This is a genomic window from Corynebacterium sp. HMSC062A03, assembly GCF_001811145.1.
Taxonomy (GTDB): domain Bacteria; phylum Actinomycetota; class Actinomycetes; order Mycobacteriales; family Mycobacteriaceae; genus Corynebacterium; species Corynebacterium aurimucosum.
In genome coordinates this window covers 168,509-189,986 of sequence record NZ_KV803707.1, presented here as the reverse complement: position 1 = coordinate 189,986, position 21,478 = coordinate 168,509, and the positions used below count along the sequence as shown (strand labels likewise).

The window sequence follows — 21,478 nt, the reverse complement described above, 5'->3', positions numbered from 1 at the left end:
TGGCTAACTAGCCGCCGATCTTGAAATCGCAGACGTCGCCGTCCTGCATGATGTATTCCTTGCCTTCTTGGCGCACCTTGCCGGCGTTGCGGGCCTCTGCCATGGAGCCAGCGGCGTCTAGGTCATCGAAGGAGACGATTTCGGCCTTGATGAACTTCTTCTCAAAGTCGGTGTGGATAACACCCGCAGCCTGCGGAGCCGCGGAACCTTGCTTGATGGTCCACGCGCGGGCTTCCTTCGGGCCTGCGGTCAGGTAGGTCTGCAGGCCGAGGGTGGCGAAGCCGGCCTTGGCCAACGTCGCCAAGCCAGGCTCTTCCTGGCCCACCGACTCGAGCAGTTCCAGTGCCTCCGCCTCATCGAGCTCAAGGAGGTCGGTTTCGGTCTGGGCATCGAGGAAGACGCATTCCGCAGGGGCGACGAGCTGGCGCAGCTCCTCCTTCTTGGCGTCATCGGTAAGCACGGCCTCATCCGAGTTGAAGACATAAAGGAAGGGCTTCGCGGTCATGAGGTGCAGCTCGCGCAGGAGGGATAGGTCGATCTCGTCGCTCTTGGAAGCAGCGAAGAGGGTGCGGTCATCTTCCAAGATGGCCTGGGCCTTCTTGGTCTCTTCCACGGTCTCGGCCAAATCCTTGTTCTTGCGGGCTTCCTTTTCCAAGCGCGGCAAGGCCTTCTCGATGGTCTGCAGGTCCGCGAGGATGAGCTCCGTATTGATGACAGAAATGTCGTGTGCCGGGTTGACTTCACCGTCGACGTGGATGACGTTTTCATCAGCAAAGGCACGCACCACCTGGCAGATGGCATCAGCCTCACGAATGTTGGCAAGGAAGGCGTTACCCATACCTTCACCCTTGGAAGCGCCTTCCACAATGCCGGCGATATCCACGAAGGACACGGTGGCCGGGAGGATGCGCTCGGAGCTGAAGATTTCCGCAAGGCGGTTAAGGCGGGAATCGGGAAGCTCAACGAGGCCGACATTGGGCTCAATCGTGGCGAACGGGTAGTTCGCCGCCAAGATGTCAGAACGGGTCAGGGCATTAAACAAAGTGGACTTGCCCACGTTGGGCAGGCCGACGATTCCAAGTGTAAGACTCACGGGGCCAATCCTAACGCACCCCGGATCTTTTGAGGCAAGATGGTGGGGTGAGTTCTGATCAGCCATCCCCCAACGCCTCTTCCTCTGAGTTCGCCGCCGCGGAGGCAGCGCTCGGCGGGCGTTTCGATGACTCCGTCGATGCTGCTTCGCTGAAGGCTGTCTCTCCGCACCCTCCCGGCAACCAGGTGGATCGTTCTGTGGTGGTCGGCGAGGTCATCAAGTCCACATCGCTGTGGGCACTGCGCCTGACCATCATTGGGATATTCCTTTATGCCTCCTTCCGCATGCTGGGCAACTTCTGGCGCGGCATCCTGCCCGTTCTCATCGCGCTCATTATTTGCACTGTGCTTGCTCCCATTGCCGGTGCCATGCGGCGCAAGGGACTGCCGTCAGCCCTCGCTGCGGCAGTGACCATCCTGGTGTCTTTTACTGCGGTGGGCACCCTCTTCATGTTCATCGCACCGGACTTCGCGCGGCAGTCCCAGACGCTATATCTGCAGACTGTAGAAGGAATTCAACGTTTGCAGCTATGGGCACAGGGCCCTCCGCTCAACCTCGACGCGGATGAGATCGGCGGCTATATCGATGAAATCGCCCTGTGGCTACAACGCCAAGCAGGGTCCATCGCGGGCTCGGTATTCACGGGCATTGGCACGGCGACCTCCATCGTGGTCACGCTCTTCATCATCGTGGTGCTGACGTTCTTCTTCCTTAAGGACGGCCACAACTTCCTGCCCTGGCTGCGCCAGGCCACGGGGCGCCGGACCGGCTGGCACCTCACTGAGCTGCTGACCCGCGTGTGGTCCACGTTGGGCGGTTTCGTGCGGGCACAAGCAGTGGTCTCCGCCGTTGATGCTGTCTTTATCGGCCTCGGCCTGGCACTCATCGGTGTACCTTTGGCGATGGCGCTTGCCATCATCACGTTCATCGCCGGATTCATCCCCTTTGTCGGCGCGATCGTGGCCGGCGCACTATCCGTGACCATCGCGCTGGTGTCTTTGGGGTTCACCAAGGCGCTGCTCGTGCTGGGCCTAGTACTGCTGGTCCAACAGCTCGAGGGCAACGTGCTGTCCCCGTGGCTGCAGTCGAAGGCCATGAACCTGCACCCGGTTATCGTGTTGATTTCCGTGACCGTGGGTTCCGCGCTCTTCGGCCTCATCGGTGGTTTCCTCGCCGTCCCGGCCGCAGCGACCATCGCGGTGGTCTACCGCTATTTCCAGGACATGATGATGCTCCAATCGGGCGAAAGAACTGCCGAGGACTTGGAGTTTTCGACCGTCGCTGGTTTCCTCATCGGGCGCTACACGCAGCAACAGGGTGATCACAAGCGCGAGCAGTGGCTGTCCATCCCCGACCACGCCGCACCCGAAGGCGCAGCCGAAGACGTCACCCACAATGGCACGAGCCCTCTGGACCAAAAGATCGACGCGAATGTCGACGTTGATGCGGATTTCAGTGAACGCGATGGAGGAGCACGAGCGGGAATCAAGCGCGCAATTAGCGCTCTCGAACAGATGTTGCAATCAAAGGATAAAGACTAATTCTTCATGTCCGGGACGCATGCCATGATGGCAGGCATGACGTCTTCCCTACCCATAGTGCTCCTATTCCTCGGCCTCATCATTGGGGCCGCATTGGGCTGGCTAGCCCGCGCTTATTCAGCGCAGTCCGCCCAGCCTTCAGAGGAGCATCGCGCCCTGCAAGAGTCCCAGCGCCGCCAAGCAGAGCTCGCTCCGCTGGAGAAAGCCATGGACCGTCTAGGGCTACAGCTCCAGGAAATAGAGGAAGATCGAGCGACCTCACTCGCAGCACTCAGCAGCCAGGTCCAGGCGGTAACTCGGACCTCAACACGCCTGTCTGATCGCACGGACAAGCTGGTCGGCGCGCTGCGCTCCCCCAATGTCCGCGGGCGGTGGGGCGAGGTACAACTAGAGCGCGTCGTTGAGCTCGGTGGCATGCGCAAACACGTGGACTTTGATTCCCAAGTCAGTGCCCGCATCAACGGATCGCTGGTACGCCCTGATCTGGTCATTCACTTGGCAGGAGGGCGCAGCATTGTCGTGGATGCAAAGGTGCCCCTCAGTGCCTACCTCGACGCAATGGAGACCGAGGACCCGGAGGGGCGGGCAGGCTATCTTCGCCGCCACGCGCACCTCATGCGTTCCCACGTGCAGGCACTGGCGTCGAAGGACTATATCGAGGCCTTCTCCCCCACGCCACAGTTTGTGATCCTCTTTGTCCCCGCCGATACTTTCGTCGACGCTGCCCTGTCTATCGACGCCGAATTGCTGGAATTCGCCTTCGAGCGCAACGTCGTCATCGCCACCCCAAGCACCCTCTTTGCTCTCTTGCGCACCGTCGCGGTGAGCTGGCAGCACGAGGAGATCTCCGACAAGGCCCGCGAAGTCCAGCGTTTGGGTCGCGAGCTTTATACGCGCTTGAACACTCTTAACGGGCACTACGACAAGGTAGGCCGCGGACTCGAGCGCGCGGTGGAAGCCTATAACGCAAGCTTGGCCAGTTTGGATTCTCGCGTCGGGGTTACGGCGCGGCGGCTCAAGGAGCTGGATGTTCCAGCCCGCGTTGACCGCCTGCCGGTGGAGCCGCGCAGCGTCGGTTCTTGGCCGCGGCGCGCCCAGAATGAATAACGTTTTGGTCACCAACCCCGGTAAGCTTTCTGGGCGTGTCTGTAGCCAAAAATCGTCGCCGCCCTCGCCGCCGCGGGATGCCGCTTAGCCGAGCACTCGTCGTCGCGCTCGTCGTTACGCTTGTGGCCTTGGCGGTCTCCGGCGTTCTGGGCAGCGTGGGGCTGCCCTTCGCCCTGATTTTTGGACTCGGTTCGCTGGCTGTCACCTGGTTGGTGGAAACTCGCGGCCTCTACATGACGGTGATTTCCCTTCCGCTGCTGTACGCATTAGGAACCGTGGGCGGCGGGTTCATCAATTCCACCGCTGGATTGCCGGAAGGTGCCTCGCCCTTTTCCAAAACCGCGATTCTCACCACGGCTTTCCCACTACTGCAGCATTTCCCGGTGCTCATCGTTACGGTTGTGGCCTGCGCGCTGCTCGCGGTTCTGCGCCTGTGGCGCAGCGATAGCCACGCGAAGAACCTTGAGGCTGAAGCTCAAGAAAAGCGCCGCGCCGAAGCTGCCTCCGATCGCCGGAGCCGCTCCGAGCGCCTGTCCGTAGCAGAACTGCTTGCCCGTGAAGCTACGAGCTCGGGCCGAGTCCGTGAGCGCGACCGCGAAGAACGCCGGCGGCTTCAAGCCGAAGAACGCGCGAAGCGCCGACAGGCTTCCCCCGAGGCGGATGAGCGGGAGGACTTCCGTCGCGCCGCCGCTGAGTCAGCAGAGAAGGCGCGGCGTGCACGGGAGCGCTCCCAGCGGTCCTCCCAGCCGCTGGAAGAAAATCTCTACGACGAGGATTAACGCGCAGTACGTGCCGGACGCAGTTCGCGTGGCAGGGAGAAAGTGATGGTCTCCGTGGACGTCGTCACCTGTTCAACATCGTTGTAGCCGCGCTCATCTAGAAACTCCAGCACTTCACGGACCAGCAGCTCAGGCACGGACGCGCCGCAGGTCACGCCTACAGTGTTCACGCCTTCCAGCCAGGCCTCGTCGATCTCCGAGGCAAAGTCCACCAGGTGTGAAGTCTTAGAGCCCGCCTCCAAAGCAACCTCGACGAGGCGCTTGGAGTTCGAGGAGTTCTCGGAGCCCACAACAATCATGAGATCGCATTTCGGAGCAATGGCCTTGACCGACTCCTGGCGATTCTGCGTGGCATAACAAATGTCATCTGATGGCGGGTTCTCCAAGTGCGGGAAGCGCTCGCGCAGCTTGTTGACGATCTGGATGGTTTCATCCACCGACAAGGTGGTCTGGGACAGCCAGATGAGCTTTTCCTCATGCAGGAAATCGGGCAGCTTGTCGACGCCCTCCAAGCCATCCACCAGGTGGGTAACGTCCGGGGCCTCACCGGCGGTGCCTTCGACCTCTTCGTGCCCCTCGTGGCCGACAAGGAGGATCTGGTAGCCATCGCGCTCAAAGCGCTGGGCCTCCTTGTGGACCTTGGTCACCAGCGGGCAGGTGGCGTCGAGTGTGAGCTGCTTGCGCTCTTGTGCCTCCTTGCGCACGCTCGGCGCGATGCCGTGTGCAGAGAACACGAGATGAGCGCCTTCGGGGGCTTCGGAAGCCTCCTCCACAAAGATGACACCACGCTTAGCCAGGGATTCAACAACGAACCGGTTGTGCACAATCTGCTTGCGCACGTAGATCGGGGCGCCGTACTTCTCCAACGCCTTTTCCACTGTCTCAACAGCACGGTCCACGCCGGCACAGTAGCCGCGGGGAGCCGCCAGGAGCACCTTCTTTGCAGTTTCAGTCATGGCACCCACAGTATCGAAAGTCACGCACATACTGTAGTTCCCGCCCAACCAGCTTGGCCGGTGACACCGGATGTCCGGCGCGCCTCCTAGACTGAGCCATACACTGTTCGGAACAGACCCCAACGAGAAGACCGCTCAAGAGAAAGGACTGCGCGTGAACCAACCGGCCAATTCCGCGGAGACACCGTGGCCCGTCGGCAAGGTCAATGACCAAGTCAAAGGCTGGATCGAGCGTCTCGGCTTCCTCTGGGTGGAGGGGCAAATTACCCAGTTGAACATGAAGCCGACGTGGAAGCTCTCCTATATCACGTTGCGTGATGTCGAGCAGGAAAAGTCTGTTCAGTTGACATGCAACACCTCGCTCATCCGCAATGCTCCCTCACCGCTCAAAGATGGCGACCGCGTCGTGGTGTACGGCAAGCCTGCCTTCTACGCTGGGCGCGGAAGCTTTTCCCTGTGGGTGACCGAAATCCGCCACGTCGGCATCGGAGATCTCCTCGCTCGGGTGGAAATGTTGCGGCAGAAGCTGCGCCAGGAAGGCCTGTGTGATCCCTCGCGCAAGTTGCCGCTTCCCTACCTGCCCAAGAAAATCGGCCTCATCACCGGCCGCGGCTCCCACGCCGAGCGCGATGTCCTGTCTGTAGCACAGGACCGCTGGCCGGCGGTCCAGTTCAACGTCATCAATACTGCAGTACAGGGAGCCACGGCTGTTACCCAGGTGATTGACGCTCTACGGACCCTCGACGCGGACCCAGACGTAGATGTCATCATCATTGCTCGCGGCGGAGGTTCAGTGGAGGACCTCCTCCCCTTCTCCGAGGAGGCACTGCAACGCGCCGTGGCGGAGGCCCGCACCCCTGTCGTTTCCGCCATCGGCCACGAGCCGGATCACCCGGTGCTTGATGATGTCGCCGATCTCCGCGCCGCTACCCCCACCGATGCGGCCAAGCGTGTCGTACCCTCCGCCGCCGAGGAATACGCGCTGATCTCCGAAGCACGCTCGCGCATGGCGGCAGCGCTGCGCGGCTGGGTGGACCGAGAGCGCCGCGGACTCGAAAACATCCGCTCCCGCCCGGTTCTTGCAGATCCGATGGTGCCTATCAACGCACGCCGCGAGGAGTTGGAGCGAAATCTCGCGCTGATCCGCCGGGTGATGAGCCACTATCTGGACCGCGAAACTAACCAGGTAGCCTCATTGCGTGCTCGGGTCTCCGCCTTAGGCCCCTCGGCCACCCTCGAACGCGGCTATGCCATCGTGCAAGTCCTTCCGCGCGATGGCAGCGGTCCGGAGGTCGTCACGAGCTACACGCAATCACCACCGGGTTCGCAGCTGCGTATACGTGTGGGCGATGGCTCGATCACCGCTGCTGCAATGGCTTCTCAGGCCGCAGATTAAACAGAACAGTTAATAGTTAAGACGGAACATACAAGAGAAAGAAGATACTTCACCTCATGACTGACACGATTGGCGCCGGCCAGCCCGGCCAGGACGCGTTCCCGCCGGTGGAAGAGCTGAGCTATGAGCAGGCTCGTGATGAGCTCATTGAAACAGTGAAGATCCTCGAGCTAGGACAGATGGGATTGGATGAATCCCTCAAGTACTGGGAGCGCGGCGAGGCCCTAGCTAAGGCCTGCGAGGCGCACCTCGACGGTGCCTCGAAGCGCGTAGAGGAAGCCCTCCGAAAGAACGCAGAGGGCACCGATAGTGCAGTTCACAACGAAGAAGCAGGAGAAGACTAAATGAAGATTTACGGCTACCCGGGAGATCGCGTGGACTTCGTCTCCAAGTCAGGCGGAGCAGGGTCCATGGTCTTCGGTGATTCGCGCCAGCTCGCTGAAGAGTTCTTCGGCCCCCCGCACACCGCGAATGGCGAAGAGATCGGCTACTTCTCCGGCTCCATTGTTCTGCGCTTTAATGAGAATAAGCTCAGCGAGATCGCCATCTTCCCCGGCAAATCCCTCCATGAGAAGGTAGATGTATACCTCGGCAAGACGCGTTTGAGCGGCCTCGATCCAGAGTCCCTCACCAGCGCTGCTGGAGATTCGGTCGAGGTGGAATGGGACGGAACCACACTGCAGAGCGTAGCCTTCCGTTAATCAGCGGAACCTAGTCGCTGATGACGCTTCCATCCTCAGCGATCTGGAGTGGCTCGGCCTCAGCAAATGCGGTCAGGGCCGCTTCAAAGTCGGCATCGGAGGCAGAGCCGGTGAGGACGAGGCGGGCATCCCCCAAGTCGGTAATCCACAGCGGGCGCACGTCTTTGTCATCGCTACTGAGAATTTCCACATCCTGGCCCGCTACCTCGCGCCGCTCGGAGTTGGCACGGTAATTGGAGTCATAAGCCCCGGGGACATCGCCAAGCGCCAGCTGCGTCTGCGCTGACTCAACATAGCCATCGTTAGTGGTCAGCCAGCTCACCACAGCACCAGATTCGCCACCCATCTGCTTGCGCCGCGCGGCTGTGGGCTGCCAGCCCTCCGGCATATCCGGCTCCCTAATGACAGCCCCGCTGCCGCGCGCTTCCATCTCCAAGAAGGTAGCGGCATCCACGTTCTGCACGGGCCCCGACTTTTCGGGGTTGATTGAGCACAGTCCCGTTGCCCCAACCGCGAGGAACATCATGATGAGGATGACGCCCACCGTCAGGGTGATATCGCGCGCGTCCTCAAAAATCTTTGGTTTATCTTCAGATGCCACTCGCCTAGTATGTCACGCCTGCTCCACCACGTGCGACAGCGGCCTCCTACCTGCCCTTTTTGGCAGCAATCACCCCCTCATCCCACTTCTGGGGGAGGCATTCGGGCTTGAAACCGGAAGAAAAGTGGAAGAATGGAATATGTATTCCGGGTTGTCCCCCACCCCGGGCCGAGCCACCTGAAAAGAAAGGGACTAATCAAACATGTCTGACAACACGTCTTATATCCCCGACCGCAACCTAGCCATGGAGCTGGTGCGTGTCACCGAGGCGGCAGCACTCGCCTCGGGTCGCTGGGTTGGCCGTGGACAGAAGAATGAAGGTGACGGCGCCGCGGTGGATGCTATGCGCAAGCTCATCAACTCCGTCGAGATGAACGGTGTCGTCGTCATTGGCGAAGGCGAGAAGGACGAAGCCCCGATGCTGTTTAACGGCGAGAAGGTCGGCACCGGCCAGGGCGCCGAGATGGACATCGCCGTCGACCCGGTTGACGGCACCCGCCTGATGGCTGAAGGCCGCCCGAACGCTATTTCTGTCATCGCCGCTGCCGAGCGCGGCACGATGTACGACCCGTCCGCGGTCTTCTACATGAAGAAGATCGCTGTCGGCCCCGAGGCAGTCGGCGCCATCGACCTCAATGAGTCGGTGGAGTGGAACGTGAAATCCGTGGCCAAGGCCAAGGGCATCAAGCCAGCTGACCTGACCGTCGTCGTTCTCGACCGCCCGCGCCACGATGACCTTATCCGTGAGATCCGCGAGGCCGGTGCCAAGGTTCGCCTCATCATGGACGGTGACGTCGCAGGCGCCATCGCTACCTGCCAGGACAGCAACTCCATCGACCTCATGATGGGCATCGGCGGCACCCCGGAGGGCATCATCACCGCCTGCGCCATGAAGTGCATGGGTGGAGAAATTCAAGGCAAGCTATGGCCCAAGGATGAGGAGGAAGCCGAGAAGGCTCGCAAGGCTGGCCACGACCTCGACCGCGTCCTCACCACCAACGACTTGGTCTCCTCTGAGAACTGCTACTTCGCCGCTACCGGTGTGACCAATGGCGATATGCTCCGCGGTGTCTCTTACCGCCCGAACGGTGCCACCACCCGCTCTCTGGTCATGCGCTCCAAGTCCGGCACCATCCGCTACGTCGACTCCATCCATAAGCTGGCTAAGCTGCAGGAATACTCCGTGGTCGACTACACCAACCCCCACGATAAGGAAAGCTAGTTCACTTTCCTAGGAAGAGTGCTACGGTGGCCATGAATGCCGTGCCACGGCACACATAAAGAACCCAACAAAACTCATTTCACAGAAAAGGTGAATCCATGACTGAATACCGCATTGAACACGACACCATGGGCGAGGTAAAGGTTCCGGCAGATGCCCTGTGGCGTGCCCAGACCCAGCGCGCCGTGGAGAACTTCCCGATCTCCGGCCGCGGTCTAGAGGATGCGCAGATTCGCGCTCTCGGCCTCCTGAAGGCTGCCTGTGCTCAGGTGAACAAGGACTCCGGCAAGCTGGACGCGGAGAAGGCTGACGCCATCATCGCCGCCGCCACCGAGATTGCAGAGGGCAAGCACAACGATGCTTTCCCGATTGACGTCTTCCAGACCGGCTCCGGCACCTCCTCCAACATGAACACCAACGAGGTCATCGCCTCCATCGCCCACAAGAACGGCGTGGAGATTCACCCGAATGACCACGTGAACATGGGTCAGTCCTCCAACGACACCTTCCCCACTGCAACCCACGTTGCGGCAACGGAGGCTGCAGTAAATGACCTCATCCCGGGTCTCAAGGTCCTGCACGATTCCCTGCTGGCCAAGGCCAAGGAATTCGCTGATGTAGTTAAGTCCGGCCGTACCCACCTGATGGACGCCACCCCGATCACCCTGGGCCAGGAATTCGGCGGCTACGCTCGCCAGATCGAGCTCGGCATCGAGCGCGTTGAGGCTACCCTGCCGCGCTTGGGCGAACTGGCTATCGGCGGCACCGCTACCGGTACCGGCCTGAACACCGACGCTGAGTTTGGCGGCAAGGTCACCGAGGAGCTCAAGAAGCTCACCGGCATTGACCAGCTCTCCGAGGCCAAGAACCACTTCGAGGCCCAGGCTGCCCGCGACGCCCTCGTCGAGTTCTCCGGCGCCATGCGCACCGTTGCTATCTCCCTCAACAAGATTGCCAACGACATTCGTATGATGGGCTCCGGCCCACTCACCGGCCTTGCGGAGATCCACCTCCCGGATCTGCAGCCGGGCTCCTCCATCATGCCGGGTAAGGTCAACCCGGTTCTGAGCGAGGCCGCCACCATGGTGGTCAGCCAGGTCATCGGCAACGACGCCGCTGTTGCTTTCGGCGGCTCCAACGGCCACTTCGAGCTCAACGTCTACATCCCGATGATGGCCCGCAACGTTCTCGAGTCCTCCCGCCTGCTGGCTAATGTTTCCCGCGTCTTCGCTGAGAAGTGCGTTGACGGCATCGAGGCCAACGAGGAGCGCATGAAGAAGTTTGCGGAGTCCTCCACCTCCATCGTCACCCCGCTGAACTCCAAGATCGGCTACGAGAACGCCGCCAAGGCAGCTAAGCACGCATTGAACGAGAAGATCACCGTCCGCGAAGCCGTCATCGACCTCGGCTTCGTCGACGGCGAGAACCTCACCGAAGAGGAACTCGATGAGCGCCTCAACGTTCTCACCATGACCAACCGCGACCGCGATAACTTCTAAATTCGCTTTCGCCCACGCCGCCGCCCTTCGCACCACCTCCTTGAGGTGGCACGCAGGGCGGTTTCGCTGTTTTCTCATCCGCCCTGCGGGGCCAACAACAAGGTCGGGGCAGCAACTGCCCGATCTGCCAAAACCACCGCTCATGACTCAAGATCTGGCAATAACTTCGTCAACTAGGGCAGTTTTGGGCTTGAGAGTTCCTTTCCAAGCCATCACTTCGCGCCCTTCGCGCTCACGGCGAGCCTTAATCAGCCACAGCGCATGCTGCTGGTGAGCGCGAAGGGTAGGGTTGCTACCATCTGCTCCCCCCCTTCCTGTGCGCTACGCCATAAAGAGCTCCCCGCCCTCACGAGAATCACCATCATTGCACTTGGTGCAAACTTGCACCGGGTGTAGGATTACACTCCGTGCAAGAAGAACTGTCATTACGCGAGCAAAAACGCCTGAAAACTCGCCTACGCATAGAGGATGCTGCCACCCTCTTGGTAGACGAGCATGGCTTTGCCTCCGTCACGGTGGAGGAGATTTGTGAGAAGGCCGGAATTTCCCGGCGCACCTTCTTTAACTATTTCGATTCCAAGGACTCAGCCGTCTTGGGCAACCCCAGCCAAGAGTTCTCCCAGGAGCAAAAGAGTTACCTGCTCGAAACTCCTACGGAGAACCTCTTTAAGCTGGCCGTAGGTCTCATCAAGGAACACCTCAATGGGCAGCACGCCAATAAGGAAATTGCTGAACGACGCCGCCGTATCTCCCGCGATGCGGACGCAGCGGCGGCGTCCTTAAGCAGAAAGCGTGCCAAGTCTAACGAAGTACTTGAGCTTCTCACCCAGCGGCTAGAGAAGGAGCCAGCGTTAAAGACCATGCCGGATGTCTCCCCGCACACGGAGGCACTACTCATTGCTGTCACCATCCGTGAGGCTTTTTGGTTGGCCACCACCTCGCCAGACTTCAGCTGTGATATCCCCTTTGAGCAGCGCTTTGACTCCGCACTCGCACTCATCAACAACTATTCGAAAGGACTGTCATGGTAGCTACCGCGAAACCGCCAGTGGCCAACACTGACAATGGCAAGCCGGAAAACAACCTTGCCCTCGTCTTCTCTGCCCTCGTGCTCACCATGTTGATGAGCTCCCTGGGGCAGATGATCTTCGCGTCCGCTCTTCCCACCATCGTCGGCGAGCTCGGCGGTGTCGACCACATGAGCTGGGTTATTTCCGCCTTCCTGGTCACCATGACCATTGCTATGCCTATCTCCGGCAAGCTCGGTGACATGATGGGCCGCAAGTGGCTCTACATCGGCGGTATTGCCACCTTCGTCATCGGGTCCGCCGTGGGTGGCTTCGCCAATTCGATGAATCTGCTCATTATTGGCCGTGCCATTCAGGGCTTCGGCGCTGGTTTCATGATGATCTCCTCCCAGTCCATCATCGCGGAGGTCACCACGGCACGTGAGCGCGGTAAGTTCATGGGCATCATGGGCGGCGTTTTCGGCCTGTCCTCCGTCCTCGGCCCAGTCCTTGGCGGCTGGTTCACTGATGGACCTGGCTGGCGCTGGGGTCTGTGGATGAATATTCCCCTTGGTCTGCTCGCCATGACCGTGTGCGTGCTCGTTCTGCACCTGCGCGTCGGCGATACTGATCTGCGTAAGTTTGATGCCTTGGGAGCCACCTTCATCGCTATCACTACCGCCTCGCTCATCCTCATGACCACCTGGGGCGGCACTCAGTATGAGTGGTCGGATCCCGTCATTCTTACCTTGGCCGTCATCGTTGTGATTGGTGCTGTTATCACGGTCTTCGTCGAGAAGCGGGCCGAGGAGCCCCTGATCCCAGTTCTGCTGTTTAAGAACCGCAACATGGTGCTCACGACGGCCGCCGGCATGGTGCTGGGCCTGGCTATGTTCGGTGTGCTGGGCTACATGCCGACCTACCTGCAGATGGTGCACACCCTCACACCTACCAAGGCGGGACTCATGATGATCCCGATGATGCTCGGCATGATCGGCACTTCTACCACAGTGGGATTCATCATCGCCCGAACCGGCCACTACAAGCGTTACCCCATCATCGGTCTCGCCATTACGGCTGGCGCGTTGTTCTGGATGTCGAAGCTGACTGTGGAGACCTCCCTGACTCAGCTTGGCGCGGAGTTCCTCGTCTTCGGCATCGGACTTGGCTTTGTTATGCAAGTGCTCGTTCTCATCGTTCAGAACTCCTTCCCCGTGGCGCTGGTGGGCACCGCTACTGCGGCTAACAACTTCTTCCGCCAAATCGGCTCCGCCATGGGCGCTTCCCTCGTGGGCTCGCTATTCATCCACAACATGAAGGACGAGTTAGCTGCCAATATGCCTGCTGCCATTGCTTCCATGGGCAAGGCCGGTGCACCGTTTGCGGAAAAGTTCAACGCCGAGGGCGGCGGTTCCTCCAACCTGACCCCATCGATGGTTGCACAGCTACCGGAGCCGATCCGCGATGTCGTCCTCAACGCTTATAACGATGGTCTAACCCCAGTCATCCTGCTCATGGTTCCGATGGCCATCATCGCTCTCCTGCTTATCCTGCCCGTGCGGGAGGAGCACCTCAAGGAGACCATCGATTAGAGCACTCCCCTAAGGATGCAACAACAAGAAATCCTCGCTACGAAGAATCACGTAGCGAGGGTTTTCTTGTATCAACGTGCCTAGCGCAGGATTCCTAACTGGCGCGCTACCTGCGCAGCCACACCGATGAGTGCCAGCAGGCCGGCAATGATGCCCACGATGGTCCCAACATCCGTGCCACCGGTGCTCGAGCTTCCGAGAAGAGACTTCTTGGTCACCTTCACGGTCTTGGTGACTTGGTTGTTTGACAGCTGGGGCTGACCATTACGCAACACATGAGTGTTGAAGGTGATGGTCGCAGTGCCCTCGGACTTGGCCGTGTAGGTTCCGTCCTCGTTGACTTCCAAGACCTCCGGATCGCTGCTGCTTGGCGACGCCACCGGAACCCCCAGCTTTGCTCCCCGGAAGCCGTCGATGCTCAATCCCAGGCTTCCTTGGCTTCCGACGGAAGTGCCACCCGTAGTCATGAGCTCGGCTTTGCCGACTGTGCTTTCCGGCACGGCAATAGGGAATGCGTGGCGGCCGGAAATACGCGCGGGTTGACCGGGCATATCGCGGTTGGAGAAGAAACCAGCAGTCACCTCCCCAACCTGCGCCTGAGCGAATGTTACGTGGGTGGGATCGATAATCGAGTAGAGGTGCCCAGTGCGATCATTGAACTGGCCATGTGAGCGAATGAGCATATCCCACTCGCTTGCCCCCTGGTACTTATCGGTCGACCACGATGCGATCGCGTCCGACATCCCTTTAGTGGTCAGGTTTTCACCGGCCCAGAGGTTGCTAATGACTCCGAAGGGAGGAACCCCTGGCAGTCTCTCATGGTTGAAGTCAAGGTTCTCCTCGGCAGCGCGCTGCAAAACCGCGTGCTCGAGACCGCGATCCCAGGAGATGGAATTCACATAGGCATCGCGGGTGCGGAAACCTGCGGCGCTAGCAGCCTGGCGCAGCGTTCCGCCGTTGAAGGGAAGGTTATCGTCCCAAGCCTTGCCGCGTAGCTGCCGAACCTGGCGGGTAACCAGGTCAATATCGGACTGCATCACGGGCTCAGCAAAGACATAAGCCAAAGCACCATTGGGGTGGTTAACGTCGAGCTCCGCCACAGGGACGGAGCCGGCAGATGGAAACTCAGCAGCCGTGGCAACGGGCGCTGCGAAAGCACCGGTCGACACGGCTACGGCGGTAGAAAGGGCAAGCACAGAGGTGCGGAAAGACATGATTCGCCTTCGATAGAGAGTGGTTGCGAACAGGTTCTATTCTATCCCCACTCCTGCCCTGATATTAGAAAAGTGAGATAATTACTTTCTCTTCTGGTTGGCTTCTGCCTTCTTTTCCTCCGGCTTCGGAAGGAGCAGCTCATAAACATCGGTATCGCGCCACTGGCCGGCAAGCTCACCATAAGTCATCTTTGCCATGTGGGAGTAGGTACCCACCTTGACGAAGCCACGGGATTTGTGGAGACCAGCGGAGCCTTCGTTCTCCGGGAAAATCCACGAATGGATGGCCCACTTGTGCAAGTCGCGGCAGACCTCAATGAGCTGATCCAGCAAGGCGCCACCGATACCCCTGCCCTGGGCTTCCTTACTCAGGTAGATGGAATCCTCCACCACGCCGTGGAACACGGTACGGGTGGACGCCTGCGCAGCGCAGACCCAACCGAGAACCTTCGAGTCATCGTCTTCCTCAACAGCGACGAAGACGGACGACATGATCTTGACGTTCTTAAATTCCTCGAAGGTCAACGAGCGGGTCTCATAAGTAGCGTGACCGGTGTTCAGGCCCTGCTCATAGATTTCCCGCATCTGCGGGTAGTCCGCAGCGTTGAAGGGCCGGATGCGGAAATCCTTCTTCTTGTTTTCTGCGTTGTCGCTCATGAAACAATTATTACTGAGCACACTGCGTTAATGCCAAGCTGAGAGCAGGCAGATCGCCATTCGCGAACGCGTTAATTCTCACCCTCCAACAAATCGGTGACGAGCTCCGCAATGGCAGAGCGCTCAGAGCGCTGCAGGGTCACATGCGCAAAAAGCCCATGCCCCTTGAGTTTCTCAATGACCGCCTGCACACCATCGTGGCGGCCAACACGCAAGTTATCGCGCTGGGCAACGTCATGTGTGAGCACCACACGGGAGCCGCGGCCCAGTCGCGAAAGGACTGTGAGCAGCACATTGCGCTCTAGTGACTGGGCCTCGTCGACGATGACGAAGGAATCATGCAGGCTGCGGCCACGGATGTGGGTCAGTGGGAGAACTTCCAAGAGGCCGCGGTCTTGGACTTCCTCCATGACGTTTTCGGATACCAACCCTTCCAAAGTGTCATAGACTGCTTGGGCCCAGGGGTTCATCTTTTCGCTCTCCGAGCCCGGCAGGTACCCCAAGGACTGTCCGCCCACCGCATACATCGGGCGGAATACCACGATGCGGCGGTGCTCACCGCGCTCCAGAACTGCCTCCAAGCCAGCACATAATGCCAGCGCGGACTTACCCGTGCCCGCTCGGCCGCCGATGGACATGATGCCCACGGAAGGATCTACTAAGAGTTCCAGTGCAACGCGCTGCTCGGCGGAACGGCCTTGCAGACCGAATACATTGCTATCCCCACGCACCAAGCGAACAGTGCCCTCAGCCGTCATGCGTCCCAGTGCTGATTGCCCGCCTGCCTGCAGAGTCACGCCACAGTGCACCGGCAGGTCTTCGACGCGGGTGCCGGCGGTGGTCACGGAGCCGTCGATAAGCACCTCGCCTTCCCCGTAGAGCTCATCGATGACCTCGGCGCTGGTGGGCACGATGGCCATGCCGGTGTAGCCGGTGAGCACGACATCCTGCGCATGGTACTCATCGGCCTGCAGGCCCACAGCGCCGGCCTTGACGCGCAGCGGGACATCCTTGGTTACCAGAACGGTGTCCTTGCCTTCGTGCTGCAAGTTCAGCGCACACGCGAGAATTCGGTGATCCCCTTCCGGCCCGCGGAAGGCCGCCGGCAGCAAGGATTGATCCTGGTGGTTAAGCTCCACGCGCAGCGTTCCGCCCGCGGCATTGACGGGCAGCGGCTGATCCAGAGCTTCGTAAGTGGCGCGGAGGTCCTCCAAAAAGCGAAGAGCTTGGCGGGCGAACCAGCCAAGCTCCGGGTGATGACGTTTTCCTTCCAACTCAGAGATAACGACGATGGGCAGAACCACATCGTGCTCTGCGAATTTACGCAACGCCCAGGGGTCGGAGAGAAGGACGGAGGTATCGATGACATAGGTCTTGGTTGCCACAGCGGCCTCGTGCGGCTGCTCGGTCAGGACGGAAGGATTGGTCATAGCGGCAGGGTTCTCCCTTTTTATGCCCGTCCCAACTCATCGACCTGGGAGGGCATGGTGAAGCTGGTGATTGTCGAACTGCCCGGAAACTGCACTTAACCTCCGGACACCGTCCACGCTAGAGAGCGAAGGTTGAAATTACATGGGTGCAAGATGAACAGTTTTTAAACGGCATTCACCGCAGTCACACCATTCCCACAAGTTGGGAGTAGTTTATTCTTTCGCGAAGCCGTGACCATGGAAAACAGCGACAGGCTCCGCACCGATCTATCAGTGCGGAGCCTGTCTTAGAAGCTCAACGGGCGGTTAATCCCGCTACATGCGAGCTAAGCCTTTAGTTGATCGTGGCCTCGTACTCGCCGGACTCACCCTGCAGCCAAGAGATAGTGCCGTTGGTGAACTCCTGTACCCAACCGTTGCCCTCGGCCTGCTCCGGGGCAGTCGGCAGGCCTACCTTGCTCTCAAGGCCGCCTTCCTCGGTCCAGGTCTCGGCGATCTTGCCAATGATCGGCTGGGTGCCTTCGCCCTCAGCGAATGCCAGGAGCTTGTCCTTGGCAAAAGTTGCAACGCTGCCCTTGTCGGTGGTCTCGATGGACTCCGGGTCGCCCCACTCAGCAGCCTTCTCCTTGATAGCCTGAGCGAAGTCGGCCGGGACCTCTACATCACCGTTGGCGGTGGATACGCTCTCCTTGTCGCCCTCAGCGCCGCCCTCCGAGTCGGCAGAATCTGCTTCAGAAGAGTCAGCATCCTCTGCACCCTCAGCATCAGAAGGATCGGCGGACTCGGAGTCCTTCATGGAATCCTTGGCGTCCTGAGCAGCAGAGCCGGCAGCATCGGTAGCGTCGGACGCGGCGGACTGTGCGGCGTCGCCAGCATCCTTAGCGGCATCCTCAGCATCCGAGCAAGCAACGACACCCAGGGACAGGGTGGCGGCGGCGATACCAGCAGCGAAACGACGAGTCATCTTCTTCATTCTTAAACCTTTCTCTTCTAGTTGAGCACTGTTCTAAGTACTTTTGTTGAGAACGAAACCCACCGTAGGCCTAGCCAGCACGTCTTGCCACCATCGAACCTGTGATTTGACAACAAAGAGACTTATTTATCGGCGTTTCCGCTGTTGAGAACCCCTATATCTTTTCGATAACGGTTTGGAAATCGAGCCCTTGTGAGACTTTCCTTGGGCCTTTCTGCGTTCTTGCTTAGCCTTTGCTTTGTCCCGGGCGCTGCGCTTCTCAGCCGTGTTGCGGGAGGAATTCCGCGTCCTTCCCTTTGCCACCCCGACGAAATCCTGAATCTCGTCACCATCATCAGCCCGGCGCCACACCAAAGCGATTTCTGTGCGCACAACGGAAGAGTCCTCTAGCCCAAGTGCGACTACCTGCTTCTTGCTCAGCACCTTCAGCAGTGGTCGAGGCGCGATGGCCACGCCCACGTTGGCTGCCACGACCTGGAGGGCGGTGCGCAGGGCTGGAACGTCGACACTGCCGTCCCGCGCAATCCGGTAGTTCACAATCTCTTCGGCAACATCCGCTGGCGCAATGTCCTCCCCTACCTCCGCATAGACCGAGTCTTTCGGCACCGCAATACCAGGCGCCTCCTCATAAAGACGAACCACATGGAAGCTGTCATCAACCCGCGAATCTGGCAGGCGGGTGAGTGCGAGGTCTGCCTCATGCGCGAGAAGAACCGCCAGCGCATCATCGGCGTCGACGGTCACCAGGGACTCGGGGGAATGCGAGTCACGGTAGCGGCGAAACCACTTACCGGGTTCTGTACCAGTGGAAAAGACAAGGCGGAGCATGCACCTCATACTACGGTGCTGCTAGCGTGGTGAGCGTGACTGATACCCCGAATAAGGAAACCCCCAACAACGAAACCCAGCAGCCTTCCGGTACCGCCATGCGCGCACAAACCGCAGCCAAGAAGCTGGGCATCTACCTGCCGGCCACCCCGGAGGAGTTTCAAGCCAACGCAGTAACCCACGCGCAACTGCGCGACTTGCAGGAGAATCCGCCGGAATGGCTGGCTAAACTGCGTCGAGAAGGCCCCCACCCGCGCCCAGTGGTGGCACAGAAACTGGGAATCTCCGTGACCGCGCTGAAGAAGAACGAGATGGACCGTCCTCTCACCACCGCGGAAATTAAAGAACTCCTCAGCGCGATGCCCGAGTGGCTCGAAGCCGCTCGGAAAGCTCACGCTGAGGAGCGCTCGAATGAGCTCTCCCAAGAAGAGTCAGGAGAGCGCGGGAAAGCTTAAACCAGCTTCCAATCCTCAAGACCGTCGTAGAGCGGGAAGTCTGCGGCGACCTTCTCCACGCGAGCGCGCAGCTTGGCGACGTCCGCGTTCTTACCGTGCGCCAGCGCGGTACCGATGACATCGGCCACCTCGGTGAAGGCCGCCGCGTCGAGGCCGCGGGTAGCCAAGGCCGGGGTACCGATGCGCAGACCAGAGGTAACCATCGGCGGGCGCGGATCATTCGGAACCGCATTGCGGTTCACAGTGATGCCGACCTCGTGGAGAAGGTCCTCCGCCTGCTGGCCATCGAGCTCGGAGTTACGCAGGTCCGCCAGCACGAGGTGCACGTCGGTACCACCGGTGAGGACGTCGACACCTGCCTTGGTACAATCCTCAGCGGTCAGGCGCTCAGCCAAAATGCGAGCACCTTCCAGGGTGCGCTCCTGACGCTCCTTAAATTCCTCGGTAGCCGCAATCTTGAGGGCGATAGCCTTTGCCGCGATGACGTGCATGAGCGGTCCTCCCTGCTGGCCCGGGAAGACGTTGGAGTTGATCTTCTTGGCAAAGTCCTGCTTGGCCAAGATGAGGCCAGAGCGCGGGCCACCAAGCGTCTTGTGCACGGTGGAGGACACAACATCGGAGTGCGGCACCGGGGAGGGGTGCAGACCGGCGGCCACGAGGCCCGCGAAGTGCGCCATATCCGTCCACAGGTACGCGCCGACCTCATCGGCGATGGAGCGAAAAGCCTCGAAGTCGATGGTGCGTGGGTAGGCGGACCAACCAGCAATGATCACCTGCGGCTTTTCTGCCAGAGCTTGTTCGCGCACCTTATCCATGTCGAGGCGCATGGTCTCCGGGTCAACCTCGTACGCGGCAACGTCGTAAAGCTTGCCGGAGAAATTCAGCTTCATACCGTGGGTCAGGTGACCGCCATGCGCCAAGGATAGGCCCATGATCTTCTCACCCGGCTGGATCAGCGAAGCCAGCACAGCAGCATTGGCCTGGGCACCGGAGTGCGGCTGGACGTTGGCAAAATCAGCGCCAAACAGCGCCTTGGCGCGATCGCGAGCCAGATCCTCCACGACGTCGACGTGCTCGCAGCCGCCGTAGTAGCGGCGTCCCGGGTAGCCCTCTGCGTACTTGTTGGTGAGAACAGAACCCTGTGCCTGTAGAACCGCGCGGGGGACGAAGTTCTCCGAGGCAATCATCTCGAGGGTATCGCGCTGACGAGCAATCTCACCGGAGATAGCATCGAAGACCTCGGGGTCAAGATCGCGCATCTCCTGGTAGCGCACGTCTGAATTGTTCGTAGTCGTCATGAAAGCGTGGTGTCCCTTCCTAAAGATGGTCAAGATCGCCGGCAGTGCCCGCTCGCAGCACAACACCACCGGCTTGAGAAATCGCCGAAGCTAGTTCTACATCCTAACGCCCGCATCCCCCGCGCGGGGGCCTCTAGGAATCTTTTCATTCGGGGCAATTGCACTAGGCGCCCGATGCAGTGCGACAATAGTCGGCATGGCGCGAATGACCGATGCGAGCCCGTACCTCGATTTTGACCGTGATACGTGGCGTGCCCTACGTAAATCCATGCCACAGGTGCTCACGGCAAACGAGGTGGAAAAACTCCGCGGCATTGGTGACCGCATCGACCTCACCGAGGTAGCAGAGGTGTACCTCCCCCTTTCGCGTCTCATCCACATGCAGGTGGAGGCCCGCCAAAAGCTCACCGCAGCCACGGAGGCCTTCTTGGGTAACCCACCGACGCACGTGCCCTTCGTCATCGGCGTCGCTGGCTCCGTTGCCGTGGGCAAGTCCACGACAGCACGCCTGCTCCAAGTGCTCCTTGAACGCTGGGATTCCCACCCGAAGGTCGACTTGGTGACCACGGACGGCTTCCTCTACCCCACCGCCTACCTTAAAGAACACGGGCTAATGCAGCGCAAGGGCTACCCGGAGTCCTATGACCGCCGCGCACTGATGCGTTTTGTTACCGACGTTAAATCGGGCAAACCCCTAGTCACGGCCCCGCTCTACTCGCACGTGTCCTATGACATCGTCCCCGGGGAATTTCAGGAGGTTCGCCAGCCGGACATCCTCATCTTGGAGGGCCTCAACGTCCTACAAACCGGTCCGACCCTCATGGTCTCCGACCTGTTCGACTTCTCTGTTTATGTGGACGCCCGAGTCGACGACATTGAAAAGTGGTACATTGACCGCTTCCTCAAGCTCCGGCACACCGCTTTCCGCGAGCCGGGTGCGCACTTCGCCTCCTTCGCGGACATGACGGATGAGGAAGCCTACGTGCAGGCCCGAGAAATCTGGCAGTCCATCAACCTGCCCAACCTTATTGAAAATATTTTGCCCACCCGAGTGCGTGCTTCCTTGGTTCTACGCAAGGGCTCACACCATTTGGTGGAGCAAGTGCGGATGCGCAAGCTCTAGGCGGGC

At 60.0% G+C, this 21,478-nt stretch carries 21 protein-coding genes; 12 read left to right on the top strand and 9 right to left on the bottom strand.

Features of this window, described 5'->3' with window-relative positions:
- Positions 1–7 precede the first annotated feature (7 nt).
- On the bottom strand, positions 8–1,093 hold the full coding sequence (gene ychF / locus HMPREF2781_RS12040; protein WP_070646340.1) for a redox-regulated ATPase YchF: 1,086 nt from the start codon (positions 1,091–1,093) through the stop codon (positions 8–10).
- Between the two features lie 47 nt (positions 1,094–1,140).
- On the opposite strand from ychF, the gene HMPREF2781_RS12035 reads away from it, so the two are divergent.
- The 3 genes from HMPREF2781_RS12035 to HMPREF2781_RS12025 are packed head-to-tail and all read left to right on the top strand — an operon-like array spanning position 1,141 to position 4,520.
- Positions 1,141–2,634, top strand: a complete 1,494-nt coding sequence (locus tag HMPREF2781_RS12035) for an AI-2E family transporter (RefSeq protein WP_070447020.1) — start codon at positions 1,141–1,143, stop codon at positions 2,632–2,634.
- A 6-nt stretch (positions 2,635–2,640) separates the two neighbouring features.
- On the top strand, positions 2,641–3,741 hold the full coding sequence (locus HMPREF2781_RS12030; protein ID WP_371441046.1) for a DNA recombination protein RmuC: 1,101 nt from the start codon (positions 2,641–2,643) through the stop codon (positions 3,739–3,741).
- Between the two features lie 35 nt (positions 3,742–3,776).
- Positions 3,777–4,520: a DUF6542 domain-containing protein gene (locus HMPREF2781_RS12025; RefSeq protein WP_246821866.1), complete on the top strand. Its 744-nt coding sequence runs from the start codon at positions 3,777–3,779 to the stop codon at positions 4,518–4,520.
- On the opposite strand, the gene HMPREF2781_RS12020 is transcribed toward HMPREF2781_RS12025, so the two are convergent.
- Positions 4,517–5,476, bottom strand: coding sequence for a 4-hydroxy-3-methylbut-2-enyl diphosphate reductase (locus HMPREF2781_RS12020; protein ID WP_201828430.1), 960 nt, complete (start codon positions 5,474–5,476; stop codon positions 4,517–4,519). The two genes, HMPREF2781_RS12025 and HMPREF2781_RS12020, sit on opposite strands and share 4 nt — an antisense overlap.
- A gap of 154 nt (positions 5,477–5,630) precedes the next feature.
- On the opposite strand from HMPREF2781_RS12020, the gene xseA reads away from it, so the two are divergent.
- Genes xseA through HMPREF2781_RS12005 form a run of 3 tightly spaced genes read left to right on the top strand, consistent with a single transcriptional unit; the run spans position 5,631 to position 7,573 of the window.
- Positions 5,631–6,872 (top strand): exodeoxyribonuclease VII large subunit, encoded by a 1,242-nt coding sequence (xseA, locus tag HMPREF2781_RS12015; RefSeq protein ID WP_070646334.1) that lies wholly within the window; start codon positions 5,631–5,633, stop codon positions 6,870–6,872.
- A gap of 56 nt (positions 6,873–6,928) precedes the next feature.
- On the top strand, positions 6,929–7,216 hold the full coding sequence (locus HMPREF2781_RS12010; protein ID WP_070646331.1) for an exodeoxyribonuclease VII small subunit: 288 nt from the start codon (positions 6,929–6,931) through the stop codon (positions 7,214–7,216).
- On the top strand, positions 7,217–7,573 hold the full coding sequence (locus HMPREF2781_RS12005) for a hypothetical protein (RefSeq protein WP_070646328.1): 357 nt from the start codon (positions 7,217–7,219) through the stop codon (positions 7,571–7,573).
- 10 nt (positions 7,574–7,583) lie between these two features.
- Here HMPREF2781_RS12005 and HMPREF2781_RS12000 read toward each other — a convergent pair whose 3' ends face one another.
- On the bottom strand, positions 7,584–8,174 hold the full coding sequence (locus tag HMPREF2781_RS12000) for a DUF4245 domain-containing protein (RefSeq protein WP_070646325.1): 591 nt from the start codon (positions 8,172–8,174) through the stop codon (positions 7,584–7,586).
- A 202-nt stretch (positions 8,175–8,376) separates the two neighbouring features.
- On the opposite strand from HMPREF2781_RS12000, the gene glpX reads away from it, so the two are divergent.
- The 4 genes from glpX (at position 8,377) to HMPREF2781_RS11980 (ending at position 13,494) form a co-directional block, all read left to right on the top strand.
- The gene (gene glpX / locus HMPREF2781_RS11995; protein ID WP_070646322.1) at positions 8,377–9,396 is read left to right on the top strand and encodes a class II fructose-bisphosphatase; all 1,020 of its coding nucleotides are present in this window, start codon (positions 8,377–8,379) and stop codon (positions 9,394–9,396) included.
- A 98-nt stretch (positions 9,397–9,494) separates the two neighbouring features.
- Positions 9,495–10,895, top strand: a complete 1,401-nt coding sequence (locus tag HMPREF2781_RS11990) for a class II fumarate hydratase (RefSeq protein WP_070646319.1) — start codon at positions 9,495–9,497, stop codon at positions 10,893–10,895.
- A 407-nt stretch (positions 10,896–11,302) separates the two neighbouring features.
- Positions 11,303–11,926 carry a TetR/AcrR family transcriptional regulator gene (locus HMPREF2781_RS11985; protein ID WP_070447037.1) on the top strand — a complete coding sequence of 208 codons (624 nt, stop codon included), beginning with the start codon at positions 11,303–11,305 and terminating at the stop codon, positions 11,924–11,926.
- Positions 11,920–13,494 carry an MDR family MFS transporter gene (locus HMPREF2781_RS11980; protein WP_070447038.1) on the top strand — a complete coding sequence of 525 codons (1,575 nt, stop codon included), beginning with the start codon at positions 11,920–11,922 and terminating at the stop codon, positions 13,492–13,494. The genes HMPREF2781_RS11985 and HMPREF2781_RS11980 overlap by 7 nt, the downstream gene beginning before the upstream one ends.
- Before the next feature lie 80 nt (positions 13,495–13,574).
- Here HMPREF2781_RS11980 and HMPREF2781_RS11975 read toward each other — a convergent pair whose 3' ends face one another.
- From HMPREF2781_RS11975 to HMPREF2781_RS11955, 5 genes are all read right to left on the bottom strand, one after another.
- On the bottom strand, positions 13,575–14,708 hold the full coding sequence (locus tag HMPREF2781_RS11975; RefSeq protein ID WP_070447040.1) for a hypothetical protein: 1,134 nt from the start codon (positions 14,706–14,708) through the stop codon (positions 13,575–13,577).
- 81 nt (positions 14,709–14,789) lie between these two features.
- Positions 14,790–15,365 carry a GNAT family N-acetyltransferase gene (locus HMPREF2781_RS11970; RefSeq protein WP_070447042.1) on the bottom strand — a complete coding sequence of 192 codons (576 nt, stop codon included), beginning with the start codon at positions 15,363–15,365 and terminating at the stop codon, positions 14,790–14,792.
- 71 nt (positions 15,366–15,436) lie between these two features.
- Positions 15,437–16,795: a PhoH family protein gene (locus HMPREF2781_RS11965; protein WP_070447043.1), complete on the bottom strand. Its 1,359-nt coding sequence runs from the start codon at positions 16,793–16,795 to the stop codon at positions 15,437–15,439.
- Positions 16,796–17,129: 334 nt separating this feature from the next.
- Complete coding sequence (locus tag HMPREF2781_RS11960) at positions 17,130–17,768, bottom strand: LGFP repeat-containing protein (RefSeq protein WP_070646316.1); 639 nt, start codon at positions 17,766–17,768, stop codon at positions 17,130–17,132.
- Between the two features lie 126 nt (positions 17,769–17,894).
- Positions 17,895–18,596: a LysR family transcriptional regulator substrate-binding protein gene (locus HMPREF2781_RS11955; RefSeq protein ID WP_070646312.1), complete on the bottom strand. Its 702-nt coding sequence runs from the start codon at positions 18,594–18,596 to the stop codon at positions 17,895–17,897.
- Between the two features lie 98 nt (positions 18,597–18,694).
- Here HMPREF2781_RS11955 and HMPREF2781_RS11950 point away from each other — a divergent pair, with 98 nt between their 5' ends.
- A complete protein-coding gene (locus HMPREF2781_RS11950) occupies positions 18,695–19,051 on the top strand; it encodes a DUF5997 family protein (RefSeq protein WP_210386040.1) in 357 nt (118 codons plus the stop codon).
- Here the strand turns inward: HMPREF2781_RS11950 and glyA are convergent.
- Entirely contained in the window at positions 19,048–20,349 is a 1,302-nt protein-coding gene (gene glyA, locus HMPREF2781_RS11945) for a serine hydroxymethyltransferase (RefSeq protein WP_070646309.1), read from the bottom strand. The two genes, HMPREF2781_RS11950 and glyA, sit on opposite strands and share 4 nt — an antisense overlap.
- Before the next feature lie 196 nt (positions 20,350–20,545).
- Here glyA and coaA point away from each other — a divergent pair, with 196 nt between their 5' ends.
- The gene (coaA, locus tag HMPREF2781_RS11940) at positions 20,546–21,472 is read left to right on the top strand and encodes a type I pantothenate kinase (protein ID WP_070447050.1); all 927 of its coding nucleotides are present in this window, start codon (positions 20,546–20,548) and stop codon (positions 21,470–21,472) included.
- Positions 21,473–21,478 lie beyond the last annotated feature (6 nt).

Coding starts and splice junctions, on each gene's coding strand:
- HMPREF2781_RS12030 (WP_371441046.1), top strand. CDS start 2,641: ATGTCCGGGACGCATGCCATGATGGCAGGCATGACGTCTTCCCTACCC.
- HMPREF2781_RS12020 (WP_201828430.1), bottom strand. CDS start 5,476: ATGACTGAAACTGCAAAGAAGGTGCTCCTGGCGGCTCCCCGCGGCTAC.
- HMPREF2781_RS12010 (WP_070646331.1), top strand. CDS start 6,929: ATGACTGACACGATTGGCGCCGGCCAGCCCGGCCAGGACGCGTTCCCG.
- HMPREF2781_RS12005 (WP_070646328.1), top strand. CDS start 7,217: ATGAAGATTTACGGCTACCCGGGAGATCGCGTGGACTTCGTCTCCAAG.
- glpX (WP_070646322.1), top strand. CDS start 8,377: ATGTCTGACAACACGTCTTATATCCCCGACCGCAACCTAGCCATGGAG.
- HMPREF2781_RS11990 (WP_070646319.1), top strand. CDS start 9,495: ATGACTGAATACCGCATTGAACACGACACCATGGGCGAGGTAAAGGTT.
- HMPREF2781_RS11980 (WP_070447038.1), top strand. CDS start 11,920: ATGGTAGCTACCGCGAAACCGCCAGTGGCCAACACTGACAATGGCAAG.
- HMPREF2781_RS11975 (WP_070447040.1), bottom strand. CDS start 14,708: ATGTCTTTCCGCACCTCTGTGCTTGCCCTTTCTACCGCCGTAGCCGTG.
- HMPREF2781_RS11970 (WP_070447042.1), bottom strand. CDS start 15,365: ATGAGCGACAACGCAGAAAACAAGAAGAAGGATTTCCGCATCCGGCCC.
- HMPREF2781_RS11965 (WP_070447043.1), bottom strand. CDS start 16,795: ATGACCAATCCTTCCGTCCTGACCGAGCAGCCGCACGAGGCCGCTGTG.
- HMPREF2781_RS11960 (WP_070646316.1), bottom strand. CDS start 17,768: ATGAAGAAGATGACTCGTCGTTTCGCTGCTGGTATCGCCGCCGCCACC.
- HMPREF2781_RS11955 (WP_070646312.1), bottom strand. CDS start 18,596: ATGCTCCGCCTTGTCTTTTCCACTGGTACAGAACCCGGTAAGTGGTTT.
- HMPREF2781_RS11950 (WP_210386040.1), top strand. CDS start 18,695: ATGCGCGCACAAACCGCAGCCAAGAAGCTGGGCATCTACCTGCCGGCC.
- glyA (WP_070646309.1), bottom strand. CDS start 20,349: ATGACGACTACGAACAATTCAGACGTGCGCTACCAGGAGATGCGCGAT.
- coaA (WP_070447050.1), top strand. CDS start 20,546: ATGGCGCGAATGACCGATGCGAGCCCGTACCTCGATTTTGACCGTGAT.